Below are 12,430 nucleotides of genomic sequence, written 5' to 3' on the forward strand. Positions count from 1 at the left end.
CGACCGCCGCCGGGACCGCTCGGCCTCCCGTGATCGTCGCCGGTTGAGGCACACTGGACGTTTGGCCCGTGCGGAAGGATGTGCGTGTGAACGGTCCCCTCATCGTCCAGTCCGACAAGACCCTGCTCCTGGAGGTCGACCACGAGCAGGCCGACGAGTGCCGCCGGGCCATCGCGCCGTTCGCGGAGCTGGAGCGGGCGCCCGAGCACATCCACACCTACCGGGTGACCCCGCTGGGCCTGTGGAACGCGCGCGCCGCCGGGCACGACGCCGAGCAGGTCGTGGACGCCCTGGTGCAGTACAGCCGGTATCCGGTGCCGCACGCGCTGCTCGTCGACGTCGCCGAGACGATGGACCGGTACGGGCGGCTCACCCTCAGCAAGCACCCCGCGCACGGACTCGTCCTCACCACCACCGACCGGCCGGTCCTGGAGGAGATCCTGCGCTCCAAGCGGATCACCCCGCTGGTCGGGGCGCGGCTCGACCCGGACACCGTGGTCGTGCACCCCTCCGAGCGCGGGCAGATCAAGCAGACCCTGCTCAAGCTGGGCTGGCCCGCCGAGGACCTCGCCGGGTACGTGGACGGCGAGGCGCATCCGATCGAGCTGGACGAGGACGGGTGGGCGCTGCGGCCGTATCAGAAGCAGGCCGTGGAGAACTTCTGGCACGGCGGGAGCGGAGTCGTCGTGCTGCCCTGTGGCGCGGGGAAGACCCTCGTCGGCGCCGGTGCCATGGCGCAGGCCAAGTCGACCACCCTCATCCTCGTCACCAACACCGTCTCCGCCCGGCAGTGGAAGCACGAGCTGGTGAAGCGGACCTCGCTGACCGAGGAGGAGATCGGCGAGTACAGCGGGACGCGCAAGGAGATCCGGCCCGTCACCATCGCCACCTACCAGGTGCTCACCACCCGGCGGAAGGGCGTCTACCCGCACCTGGAGCTCTTCGACTCCCGGGACTGGGGGCTCATCCTCTACGACGAGGTGCATCTGCTGCCCGCTCCTGTCTTCAAGTTCACCGCCGACCTCCAGGCCCGGCGACGGCTCGGACTGACCGCGACCCTGGTCCGTGAGGACGGCCGCGAGTCGGACGTCTTCTCGCTCATCGGGCCCAAGCGCTTCGACGCGCCCTGGAAGGAGATCGAGGCGCAGGGCTACATCGCGCCCGCCGACTGCGTCGAGGTACGGGTCAACCTCACCGACTCCGAGCGGCTCGCCTACGCCACCGCCGAGCAGGAGGAGAAGTACCGCTTCTGTGCCACCACGGCGACGAAGAGGAAGGTCACGGAGGCGCTCGTCAAGCGCTTCGCGGGCCAGCAGATCCTCGTCATCGGGCAGTACATCGACCAGCTCGACGAACTCGGCGAGCATCTGGACGCCCCCGTCATCAAGGGCGAGACCTCCAACGCCCAGCGCGAGAAGCTCTTCGACGCCTTCCGGGAGGGCGAGATCAGCGTGCTGGTGGTGTCGAAGGTCGCGAACTTCTCCATCGACCTGCCGGAGGCGACCGTCGCCATCCAGGTCTCCGGGACGTTCGGCTCACGGCAGGAAGAGGCTCAGCGGCTCGGGCGGGTGCTGCGGCCCAAGGCCGACGGGCACCAGGCGCACTTCTACTCGGTGGTGGCACGGGACACGATCGACCAGGACTTCGCCGCGCACCGCCAGCGGTTCCTGGCGGAGCAGGGGTACGCCTACCGGATCGTGGACGCGGACGAGCTGCTGGCGGACGGGGCCTGAGCCTGTGGTCCGCCGCCCCGCGCTCACCGGCGGCGGCGGACGCCCGCCTCCTCGCCGTACTCGCCGAGTATGACGACGTCGAGGGCCGCGCCGGCGAAGACGCGGACGGCGCGGAAGGCCTGGCCGACGCGGTGACGGTGGTTGAGGCCGGAGAGGGGGGTCGCCCCGGACGGGCGACCGGGGGCTGGGGTGAAGGTCGCTGCACTCATGTCTCCATGGTGGCTGACCAGGCATAAGGAGGGCATCGGTCCCAGGTAGCCACTTCCTGTGCTACCTGAGTATCGCCCGTGGGTGGAGTCTCCCCCAGCCGGCTGAGGGACCGTCCCCTAGGGGTTCGGAAGGGATAAGGAAGGGACAGGGAAGGGCTTCGGAAGAGCTTCACAGGGGTTGCGGAAGGGCTGCGGTAGAGCTTCGCAAGGGCTACGGAAGGGCTACGGAAGGGCTCGGGGAAAACGGTTGGCGTCCCGCCCTCCACTTCACCTAAAATCTCCGCTCTTGCCCGCCTCCCTCCCGGAGCGCCGCCGACCGGACGGAAACCGGTCGGCTTCCCACCACGTGGCCCGCAGCACCTTCGGAGGCACCCCCTTGTCCAGGCCGTCCACACCAGTGCCCTCACCCGTGCCCTCACCCGACGCACCCGACGCACCCGGCGCCGCCGACGACCCCCTCGCCCGCGAGCGCTCCCACCTCGCCGGCTCCCGCGCCGCCCTGCGTGCCATGCGCGAGGACGTCGAGTCGCTGGACATCAAGGACGTCACCGCGAACTGGGTCAACGCCGAGGTCCTGGCCCGCCAGATCGACGAGCGCATCAAGGCGCTGGCCGACCTCAGCGACACCCCCCTCTTCTTCGGCCGCCTCGACTACCTGCACTCCCCCGGCGCCGACCAGGCGGAGGGCGCGGACGGCGAGCGCTTCTACATCGGGCGCCGGCACGTCCACGACCACGACGGCGACCCGATGGTGATCGACTGGCGGGCGCCGGTCTCGCAGCCGTTCTACCGGGCGTCCAAGAAGGACCCGATGGACGTCGGGCTGCGCCGCCGCTTCGGGTACACCCGCGGCGACATCACCGCGTACGAGGACGAGCACCTCTCCGACCCGGCCGAGGCCGCCACCACCAGCAAGCTCCTCCAGCAGGAGATCGAGCGCCCGCGCGTGGGCCCGATGCGCGACATCGTGGCGACGATCCAGCCCGAGCAGGACGAGATCGTACGGTCCGGTCTCGGCGGCACGGTCTGTGTGCAGGGAGGGCCGGGCACCGGGAAGACGGCCGTCGGCCTGCACCGGGTCGCGTATCTCCTCTACGCCCACCGCGAGCGGCTGGCCCGCACCGGCACCCTCGTCATCGGACCGAACAAGTCCTTCCTGCACTACATCGAGCAAGTGCTGCCCGCGCTGGGCGAGTTGACGGTCAAGCAGGCCACCGTCGACGACCTCGTGGCGCACGTCGAGGTGCGCGGCACCGACGAGGCACCCGCGGCCGTCCTCAAGGGCGACGCGAGGATGGCGGAGGTGCTGAAGCGGGCCGTGTACGCGCACGTCACCATGCCCACCGAGCCGGTGATGGTGGTGCGCGGGTCGCGCAGGTGGCGGGTGCCTGCGTACGAGATCGAGGAGATCGTAAGGGAGTTGCTGGACCGGGGTATCCGCTACGGCGCCGCCCGCGAGGCCCTTCCGCAGCGGATCGCGCACGTCGTGCTGGTGCAGATGGAGCGGTCCGGGGAGGCGCCGGACGACCGGGTGCAGGACGCGGTGGCCCGCAACGCGGCGGTGAAGGCGGCGGTCAAGTCGATCTGGCCGCCCGTCGATCCGGCGAAACTGGTCCTGCGCCTGCTGACCGACGCCGACTTCCTCGCCGCGCACGCGGAGGGGATCCTCGACGCGGACGAGCAGAAGACCATCCTCTGGGCGAAGCCCGTGCGGTCGGTGAAGTCGGCCAAGTGGGCTGCCGCGGACGCAGTGTTGATCGACGAGGCGACGGACGTCGTGGAGCGTACGCACTCGCTCGGGCACGTGGTCCTCGACGAGGCGCAGGACCTCTCCCCGATGCAGTACCGGGCGGTCGGGCGCCGCTGCTCGACCGGTTCGGCGACCGTCCTGGGCGACCTCGCGCAGGGCACCACGCCCTGGGCGACGCGGAGTTGGGACGAGGCGCTGAGCCACCTCGGCAAGTCCGACGGCGTGATCGAGGAGCTGACGGCCGGTTTCCGCGTACCGACCGACGTCATCACGTACGCCTCCCGTCTCCTCCCGCACATCGCGCCCGGTCTCACCCCGGTCGCGTCGGTCCGTGAGAACCCGGGGTTCTTCGACCTGCGGGAGATCTCCGGTGCGGCCGAAGTGGTCACCGCGTGCGAGGAGTTGCTGGCCAACGAGGGTTCGACCGGTCTCATCGCGGCGGACGCCCGGGTCCCGGAGCTGGCCGAGGCGCTGACGGCGGCCGGCGTCGGCTACCTCGCCCCCGGCGAGGAGACCACGACGGAGACCCGGCTCACCCTGGTCCCGGCGTCCCTGGCCAAGGGCCTGGAGTACGACTACGTCGTCCTGGACGAACCGGAGTCCGTGGTGACCGGCGAACCGGACGAACGGACCGGCCTACGACGGCTCTACGTCGCCCTGACCCGAGCGGTGTCGGGCCTGATCGTGACGCACGCGGCCCCCTTGCCCGGGGCGCTCGCCGAGTAGGGTGCTGATCCGTCCCGCCATGTCCCCGAGAAAGGGCCCCTGTTGAGCACGCCGCCGCCTTCGCATCCCGCGTATCCGCCGGCTCAGGGGCCGTATCGGCAGAGTCCGACCGCGGGGCCGTATCAGCAGATGCCGGGGGCCGGGACCCACCAACAGCCCCCGGCGCCGGGCCCGTACGGGCAGGCGCCGGCGCACGGGCCGTACGCGGAGACGCCGACTCCAGGGCCGTACGCGCAGGCGCCGACTCCAGGGCTGTACACGGAGACGCCGTATCCGGGGAATCCGTATCCGGGGAGTCCGTACCAGCGAACGCCGTACCAGCAGACACCCCCCGCCCCTGCCTCCGCCTGCCAGATCTGCGGAGCAACCCCCGCCGCCCCGGTGAAGATCCGCGGTCACCAGGGAATGCTGGTGCTGATGCGCTTCCTGCGACGGGAGGGGGTTCTCTGCCGCACCTGCGCCCTGGCCACGTTCCGGGACATGCAGGCGGACACGATGGTGCTGGGCTGGTGGGGGCCGCTGTCGCTGCTGATCACCCCCGTCACCCTGCTGACCAACCTCGGCGCGCTGTCCGGCATCCGCCGCGTCCCCGAACCGGCCGCACCGGGATTCCGCCCGCCACTGAACCCGGGCAAGCCGCTCTTCAAGCGCCCGGCGGGCATCCTGGCCCTGATCCCGCTGGGCCTGCTCGGCCTGGCGTTGCTGGCGATTCCGGTACTGATGGTCATCGGAGCGCTGACCGGAGGAAGCGACACCGACCCCCACCCGACCCTCACGGTCGGCTCCTGCGCCCGCAACGACACCAACTGGCCCGCCCAGTCCCTCCAACCAGAACCCTGCGACTCCGCGGCAGCGGAACTCCGCGTGGCGGAACCAGCAGCCGGCGAGTGCCCGCCCGGCGACTACCTCGCCTACCCGGAGTACAGCGAAAACGGCTCCACGTCCCTGTGTTTGCGCCCGCTGAAGGGCTAGGGCGACAGACGAGGAAGCACCCTCACCAGCAACGCGACCACGCGTCGACCGCCACTCCGGCCAGCCGTTGCCGCCGCTGGTAGAGCCTCAGGCTGAACTCACCTCAGTGTGTGCCGCTGGGTCTCCGTGGTGACGGCTCGCAGGGTCTCCGACACCTCGTCGGGGCGCATGGCGAACCTGAGCGGTCCCACGCTCACGAACTGGCCAGGGTTTTCAGGGGCCGACGCGGCCGTTCGCACCTCCAGTCCCTCCAGTCCCCCCGTCACCCCCGTGACCCCCGATCCAACACCTCCCGCCACCCCCGCACCGCCCCCGCCGAAACCGGCGCCCCCCAGCCCCCCGGCCGCGCCGCGCCTCCGATGTGGAAGGCGTCCACCCCGGCCGTACGCAGTCGCGGTACGTGTTCCAGGCGCAGGCCGCCGCCGACCAGGATGCGCTGTTCGTAGCCCGGCTCGCCCGAGCGGGCCGCCTCCGCGAGGAGGGTCGGGAGGCCCTGGTCGACGCCTGTCGGGGAGCCCGCTGTGAGGTAGGTGTCGAGGCCCGGCAGGTCGGCCAGTTGTTTGCGCAGGGCGTCTCGGTCCGGGGTGTGGTCGATGGCTCGGTGGAAGGTCCAGCGGCAGCCGTCCAGTTCGGCGGTGACGCGTTCCACGGTGTCCAGGTCCAGGTCGCCGGACGCGTCGAGGAAGCCGAGGACGAACTCGTCGGCCCCGGCCTCCCGCAGCTCCCCGGCGGCCCGCACCAGCCGGCCCACGTCATGGGCGTCGCCCGCCCTGAAGCCGTCCGCCAGCCGCAGCATCACCCGTAGCGAGACGTCCACGGCGGCCCGGATCCCGGTGACCGTCGCGACCGTCGGCGTCAGGCCGTCCGCCGCCATGTCGGTCACCAGTTCCAGCCGGTCCGCGCCTCCGGCCTGGGCCGCGACCGCGTCCTCGACGTCGAGGGCGATCACCTCCAGGACTGCACGCTTGCTCATGGGACCCCATTCGTCGGACGAGTCGAGGACAGCTACAGGTCTAGTCCAATTCAAGGGTACGTCGAGACGCCCCGACCCCGCGAGCATGATCCGGCCGCCACCGGAAGATGTCCGGCTCCTTCACCGCTACCAGAAGATGTTCAGCTCCTTCGCCTCGGCGCCCGCCAGCTCGTACGACCGCCCCTCCACCGGACGCCCCGAGTACAGCCGTACGAGAGTCGCCGCGTCCCCGATGTACCGCGCCGGAGTGCGGTCACCGGCCGTGTCGCCCAGCCGGAGCGGTTCGTCCAGGTCGTCGAGGTCGGCGTGGAGGGGGAGGTGGCCGCGCTCCCGGGTCGTACGGACGAGGAGGGTCAGCGCGTCGGGGAGGCCGGGGCCGCCGTACGCGTCCGCCTCCCCGAACACCTCCCGTACGTCCCCCGCGTGCACCCACTCCCCCAGCGCGAGGAGGTCCAGCCTGCCGCCCGCCCCGGCGATCACCGGCCCGGCGTCCGTCATCCCGCGCTCCAGCTCGTCGACGATCCGCTGGTTCGTCCAGTCCGCGCGCTCGGCGATGTCCCGGTCGTTGGACTCGGGCGAGAACACCCCCTTCTCGAACCTGCCCTCCACCGCCCGCAGCAGCGCGGACGAACAGTGCGCCAGCACGTCCCGCACGGTCCACCCCGGACACGCGGTCGTCGGCAGCGCGAAGTCGGCGTCCGGGCGGGCTCGGAGGAGGGGGATCAGGGCGTCGCGTTCGGTGGCGAGGAGGCGGCCGGGGAGTTCGGGGTCTCGTACGGCGTCCGAGGTCTCTGAAGTCATGGAGCCAAACTGCCAGGGGGCGGCACCCGCGACAATGAGGCCTGGACCGCGCGGGGCGAGCAGACCTGAGCCGCGCGGGGCAACGAGGCCTGAGCCGCGCGGAGCAATCAGACCTGAGCCGCCCAGGACACGAAGACCTAGACCGCGCGGAGCAAGAAGACCTGGACCGCGCGGAGCAACGAGGCCTGAGCCGCCCACGACAAGCAGGCCTGGACCGCCCGGATCAATCAGGCCTGAACCGCACGGGGCGACAAGGCCTGACCCCGCCCACGCCAACGCGGCCCGACCCGCCCGAGCCAAGCAGGCCCGACCCGCACGGGACAATGAGCCCATGACTGAGGCCATGGCCGAATCCCACGCGCTCCGCGACCGTTTCACCGCCGCCCTGGACGGAGCCCGGGGCGCCAACGGCCCCGACCCCCTCCCGTACGCCGACAACCTCCTCGCCCGCTGGCGGGAGCCGCAGCGGCGGTACCACACGGTCGCCCATCTCACCGCGGTCCTCGACCACGTCGACGTCCTGGCGGAGCACGCGGACGACCCCCAACTGGTGCGGCTCGCCGCCTGGTTCCACGACGCCGTCTACCTCCCGGACCGCTCCGAGAACGAGGAGCGCTCCGCCCGTCTCGCCGAACGCGCGCTCCCCGAGGCCGGGGTCCCCGAAAGCGCCACGGCCGAGGTCGCCCGTCTGGTCCGCCTCACCGTCACCCACGCCCCCGCCGACGGCGACCGCAACGGCGAGGTGCTGTGCGACGCCGACCTCGCGATCCTCGCCGCCCCGCCCGCCGCGTACGCCGCCTACACGGCCGCCGTACGCGAGGAGTACGGCTTCGTGCCGGCCGACGCCTTCCGTGACGGACGGTCCGCGATCCTGCGCCAACTGCTGGATCTTCCCCGGCTGTTCAGGACGCCGTACGGGGAACGCGCATGGGAGGCCACGGCCCGCCACAACCTCTCCTCCGAGCTGGAAATGCTGTCGCTCTGAGGCGCCCGGCGCCTTAGCCTGCCCGCATGGCAGACATGGGCGCGGAACGGGTGGCGGAGGCGGTCGAGGGCGCGGTGGCGCTGCTGCGGACGGCCGCGGACCAGGACTGGGGCGAGGTGCCGGCCGGCCGGCTGGAGTGGAGCTGCCTGAAGACGGCCGAGCACATCGCGAGCGATCTCGTCGCGTACGCGGGGCAGTTGGCGGGCCGCGCGCAGGACACGTACGTCCCCTTCGAGATCTTCCTGGACGACGGCACCGGCGCCGAGGGCGCCCTCCAGGTGATCGAGACGGCCTGCACCCTGTTCACCGCCACCCTCCGCAGCACCCCGCGCGAGGTCCGCGCCTTCCACCCGTACCCCTTCCGCAGCGCGAACCGCGAGGGCTTCGCCGCGATGGGAGTCGCCGAGGTACTGCTGCACACGTACGACATCGCCGAGGGCCTGGGCCTGACGTACGAGCCCTCCGCCCGGCTCCCCGAGTCCGTCCTGACCAGGATCTTCCCCGAGGTCCAGCCCGGCCCCGACCCCTGGCGCACCCTCCTGTGGGCCACCGGCCGCGGCGACCTGCCCGGCCGCGCCCCGCGCACGAAGTGGCGCTGGAGCAACAACCTCGTCCTGCCCACCGAACGCCTCACCCTCCAGGGCGTCACCCCGGCCGCCGCCGCCGAGCTGGCCGCGGGCACCGACGGCGGCTTCGAGTGGGTCGAGGACGGCCCCTTCGACGGCACCCGCGAGGCCGCCGGCATGACCATCAAGGCGTACGAAGCCGGCGTCCACCGCCCGGAGTTCGGCCTCTTCGTCCTCGTCCGCCGCGAGGACGGCCGCGCGGTCGGCGGCATGGGCTTCCACGGCGCCCCCGACGAGGACGGCCGTGCCGAGGTCGGCTACGACCTGGCCCCCTCCGCCCGCGGCAACGGCTACGCGACCGAGGCCCTGCGCGCCCTCAGCGACTGGGCCCTGGCCCGGGACGACGTCCAGAGCCTCTGCGCGACCATCGAGTCGGACAACGCGGCCTCCCAACGGGTCATCGCCCGCGCCGGGTTCGCCCGGGCGAGCGTGGACGAGGAGCGGGCGTACGGGGAGGTCGAGACGGGACTCCGGCTGTACGTCCTTCCCGGACAGGCCGGTTGAGGAAGTCCCCGGGCATCGCGGCCGACGCCCTTGTCGGCCACCGAGATCAACCCCCTTGCCGGTCACCGCGGTCACTGCCCTTCCGGGCTGCCACGGTCAGCCCCCTTCCCGGCCACCGAAGCCAACGCCCTTCCCCGCCACCGAAGTCACCGCCCCTTCGGCCGCCGCAACCCCGCCCCCGTGAGCAGCCGCACCACCTCGCGGCTGCTGACCTCCACCGCGCCCGCCCGGACCACGTCCGCGTAACGGTGCGAGGGGATGTCGTAGTGATCCCGCTCGAAGGCCTTCCTGGGGACGCCCAACCCCTCGGCGAAGCTGTGCAGTTCGTCGAACGAGACATCGCTGACCAGGTGGGACCACATACGGCCGTGTCCCGGCCAGGTGGGCGGGTCGATGTACACGGTCACGAGGAGGACGCCCCGCCGGTCGCCGTGCCCAGTGAGCCGACCGCCGCGACCTTCACGCCCGCCTTGTGGCACACCCAGTGCGGGTCGGCGCCGAGCTCCGGCTCGACCTCCAGGGCGTGCGGGTCGCCGGAGCCGCACACCGGGCACAGCGGCCAGCGGCCGTAGCTCTCCAGGAGGGCGTCCTGGACGTCCTGCGCGACCAGTCCCGCCACGAACTCCGCGCCCTCGGGCCACTGCTCCACCCACCAGCGCCGCTGTACGACGGAGTCCTCGACCATCGAGACCACGTCCGCGGCGGCGACCTCGCCGGCGGCCAGGTCGGCGAGGACGAGGGCGCGTGCCGTGTGCAGGCTCTGCTCAAGTGGACCGATCGACTCCATGCTGCCATTGTGCGCGCTCTTGACCACGGGTCCGAGCCGAAAATATCTTTCATACGTGCCCCAGGAAGTGAAGGAAATTTTCGGCAGCGCGCTCGCCGCGAAGGTGCGCACGCTGGGTCCGTCGATGACCCGCTCCATGCACCGGGTCGCCGAGGCCGTCGCGAACGACCCCGCGGGCTGCGCGGCCCTCACCGTCACCGGCCTCGCGGAACTGACCGGGACGAGCGAGGCGACCGTCGTGCGCACGGCCCGGCTGCTGGGCTACCCCGGCTACCGCGACCTGCGCCTCGCCCTCGCCGGGCTCGCCGCGCAGCAGCAGTCCGGGCGGGCGCCCGCGATCACCACGGACATCGCGGTGGACGACCCGATCGCGGACGTGGTCGCCAAGCTCGCCTACGACGAGCAGCAGACCCTCGCCGATACGGCGGCGGCGCTGGACACCGTGCAGCTGGGGGCGGCGGTCGGCGCGACGGCCTCGGCCCGGCGGATCGACGTGTACGGCGTCGGGGCGTCCGGCCTGGTCGCCCAGGACCTCACGCAGAAGCTGCTGCGGATAGGGCTGATAGCCCAGGCGCACAGCGATCCGCACCTCGCCGTGACGAACGCGGTGCAGCTGCGGACGGGGGACGTCGCCATCGCGATCACGCACTCGGGGTCCACCGGGGACGTGATCGAGCCGCTGCGGGTGGCCTTCGAGCACGGGGCCACGACCGTGGCGATCACCGGGCGGCCGGACGGGGCGGTGACCCAGTACGCCGACCATGTGCTGACGACGTCCACGGCCCGGGAGAGCGAGCTGCGGCCCGCGGCGATGTCCTCCCGGACGAGTCAGCTGCTGGTGGTGGACTGTCTGTTCGTGGGGGTGGCGCAGCGGACGTACGAGACGGCGGCGCCCGCGCTGGCCGCGTCGTACGAGGCGCTGGCCCACCGGCACCGTCGGTAGACCCACCGGTAAGCCGTCGGCAGACCCGAGTACCCGGAAGTCGTCAGTCACGAAGAAAGAGCCGCACCGCCATGACCTCCACCTCCAACCCCCGTGATCTGCAAGCCCAGTTGGAGACACTGACCACCGAGGCCTTCCGGCCCGAGCTGGCCGACATCGATCAGTTGCCGACCCTCGACATCGCCCGGCTGATGAACGGCGAGGACGCCTCCGTGCCCGCCGCCGTGGCCCGGCAGCTGCCGCGGATCGCCGCGGCGATCGACGCCGTCGCCGAGCGGATGGCCCGTGGCGGGCGGCTGATCTACGCCGGGGCGGGGACGGCCGGGCGGCCCGGGGTGCTGGACGCGTCCGAGTGCCCGCCGACGTTCAACACCGACCCGGCCCAGGTGGTGGGGGTGATCGCGGGTGGCCCCGAGGCGATGGTGACCTCGGTCGAGGGGGCGGAGGACTCCGCCGAGCTGGCGCGGGCCGACCTGGACGGGCTCGCGGTGACCGCGCTGGACTCGGTGGTGGGGGTGTCGGCGTCCGGTCGTACGCCGTATGCCGTGGCAGCGGTGCAGGATGCCCGGGCCCGGGGGGCGTTGACGATCGGCCTGTCCTGCAACGCGGACAGCGCGCTGGCGGCCGCGGCGGATCACGGCATCGAGGTGGTCGTCGGTCCCGAGCTGCTGACCGGCTCCACGCGGCTGAAGGCGGGCACCGCGCAGAAGCTGGTGCTCAACATGCTGTCGACGATCACGATGATCCGGCTGGGGAAGACGTACGGGAACCTCATGGTCGACGTGCGCGCCTCCAACGAGAAGCTGCGGGCCCGCTCCCGCCGGATCGTCGCCCTCGCCACCGGCGCCGACGACGAGGAGATCGAGCGCGCCCTGGCCGCCACCGACGGCGAGGTGAAGAACGCCATCCTCACCATCCTGGCCGACGTCGACGGCCCCACGGCGGCCCGCCTCCTGGAGGAGTCCGCGGGCCACCTGCGCACGGCGCTGGCGGCGAGCGCCGGCTAGTCCTCGACCTGGTGGTCGGCCCAGACATAGCTCTCGGGCAGCAACTCGGTGACGGCGACGGCCCGAACGCGGTCGCCGTCACCGACGATCACCCTGATGCCGGGAAAGTAGTCCACCAGAACCTGCCGACACCGACCGCACGGCGACACGACCCCACGCTCCCGGTCCCCCACGGCGACGATCGTCTCCAGCTCGTACACACCCTGGGCGGCGGCCGCACCGATGACCACCAGCTCGGCACAGGGCCCGCCGGTGAAGTGGTAGGCGTTCACACCGGTGACGATCCGACCGTCCCTCGCCCGGGCGGCGGCCGCCATGGTGTGGTTGTCACCCCGACAACGGGTCCGCGCGACATGGGCGGCGGCGCGGACGAGTTCGTGGTCGACGGGGTCGGTGTGGGTGGTCATCCTCCAG

13 protein-coding genes are annotated in these 12,430 nt (G+C 72.1%); 7 read left to right on the forward strand and 6 right to left on the reverse strand.

What is annotated here, in order from left to right; translation table 11 throughout:
- Nucleotides 1-86: 86 nt before the first annotated feature.
- On the forward strand, nt 87-1,733 hold the full coding sequence (locus G3I78_RS32665; RefSeq protein WP_164431293.1) for a DNA repair helicase XPB: 1,647 nt from the start codon (nt 87-89) through the stop codon (nt 1,731-1,733).
- Nucleotides 1,734-1,756: 23 nt separating this feature from the next.
- Here the strand turns inward: G3I78_RS32665 and G3I78_RS32670 are convergent, their stop codons facing one another.
- Entirely contained in the window at nt 1,757-1,942 is a 186-nt protein-coding gene (locus G3I78_RS32670) for a hypothetical protein (RefSeq protein WP_203615840.1), read from the reverse strand.
- A gap of 508 nt (nt 1,943-2,450) precedes the next feature.
- Between G3I78_RS32670 and G3I78_RS32675 the strand changes: the two genes are divergently transcribed.
- On the forward strand, nt 2,451-4,418 hold the full coding sequence (locus G3I78_RS32675; protein WP_239158194.1) for a UvrD-helicase domain-containing protein: 1,968 nt from the start codon (nt 2,451-2,453) through the stop codon (nt 4,416-4,418).
- 417 nt (nt 4,419-4,835) lie between these two features.
- The gene (locus G3I78_RS32680) at nt 4,836-5,390 is read left to right on the forward strand and encodes a hypothetical protein (protein WP_239158192.1); all 555 of its coding nucleotides are present in this window, start codon (nt 4,836-4,838) and stop codon (nt 5,388-5,390) included.
- 262 nt (nt 5,391-5,652) lie between these two features.
- On the opposite strand, the gene G3I78_RS32685 is transcribed toward G3I78_RS32680, so the two are convergent.
- Nucleotides 5,653-6,363, reverse strand: coding sequence for a copper homeostasis protein CutC (locus tag G3I78_RS32685; protein ID WP_164431296.1), 711 nt, complete (start codon nt 6,361-6,363; stop codon nt 5,653-5,655).
- 126 nt (nt 6,364-6,489) lie between these two features.
- The gene (locus G3I78_RS32690; protein ID WP_164431299.1) at nt 6,490-7,164 is read right to left on the reverse strand and encodes a maleylpyruvate isomerase family mycothiol-dependent enzyme; all 675 of its coding nucleotides are present in this window, start codon (nt 7,162-7,164) and stop codon (nt 6,490-6,492) included.
- Nucleotides 7,165-7,507: 343 nt separating this feature from the next.
- On the opposite strand from G3I78_RS32690, the gene G3I78_RS32695 reads away from it, so the two are divergent.
- Complete coding sequence (locus G3I78_RS32695; RefSeq protein ID WP_164431655.1) at nt 7,508-8,149, forward strand: hypothetical protein; 642 nt, start codon at nt 7,508-7,510, stop codon at nt 8,147-8,149.
- Nucleotides 8,150-8,175: 26 nt separating this feature from the next.
- Nucleotides 8,176-9,279, forward strand: coding sequence for a GNAT family N-acetyltransferase (locus G3I78_RS32700; protein WP_164431301.1), 1,104 nt, complete (start codon nt 8,176-8,178; stop codon nt 9,277-9,279).
- A 146-nt stretch (nt 9,280-9,425) separates the two neighbouring features.
- On the opposite strand, the gene G3I78_RS32705 is transcribed toward G3I78_RS32700, so the two are convergent.
- Nucleotides 9,426-9,686 carry a DUF4031 domain-containing protein gene (locus G3I78_RS32705; RefSeq protein ID WP_164431303.1) on the reverse strand — a complete coding sequence of 87 codons (261 nt, stop codon included), beginning with the start codon at nt 9,684-9,686 and terminating at the stop codon, nt 9,426-9,428.
- Nucleotides 9,683-10,066 carry a hypothetical protein gene (locus tag G3I78_RS32710; protein WP_164431305.1) on the reverse strand — a complete coding sequence of 128 codons (384 nt, stop codon included), beginning with the start codon at nt 10,064-10,066 and terminating at the stop codon, nt 9,683-9,685. Before G3I78_RS32710 ends, G3I78_RS32705 begins: the two co-directional genes overlap by 4 nt.
- Nucleotides 10,067-10,133: 67 nt before the next feature.
- Here G3I78_RS32710 and G3I78_RS32715 point away from each other — a divergent pair, with 67 nt between their 5' ends.
- Nucleotides 10,134-11,009 carry a MurR/RpiR family transcriptional regulator gene (locus G3I78_RS32715; protein ID WP_164431657.1) on the forward strand — a complete coding sequence of 292 codons (876 nt, stop codon included), beginning with the start codon at nt 10,134-10,136 and terminating at the stop codon, nt 11,007-11,009.
- Between the two features lie 71 nt (nt 11,010-11,080).
- Nucleotides 11,081-12,016 carry an N-acetylmuramic acid 6-phosphate etherase gene (gene murQ / locus G3I78_RS32720; RefSeq protein WP_164431307.1) on the forward strand — a complete coding sequence of 312 codons (936 nt, stop codon included), beginning with the start codon at nt 11,081-11,083 and terminating at the stop codon, nt 12,014-12,016.
- Here murQ and G3I78_RS32725 read toward each other — a convergent pair.
- Entirely contained in the window at nt 12,013-12,423 is a 411-nt protein-coding gene (locus tag G3I78_RS32725; RefSeq protein ID WP_164431309.1) for a cytidine deaminase, read from the reverse strand. The genes murQ and G3I78_RS32725 overlap by 4 nt on opposite strands.
- Nucleotides 12,424-12,430: the final 7 nt, after the last annotated feature.

The sequence above is a fragment of the Streptomyces sp. SID13726 genome (assembly GCF_010548375.1).
Taxonomy (GTDB): Bacteria; Actinomycetota; Actinomycetes; order Streptomycetales; family Streptomycetaceae; genus Streptomyces.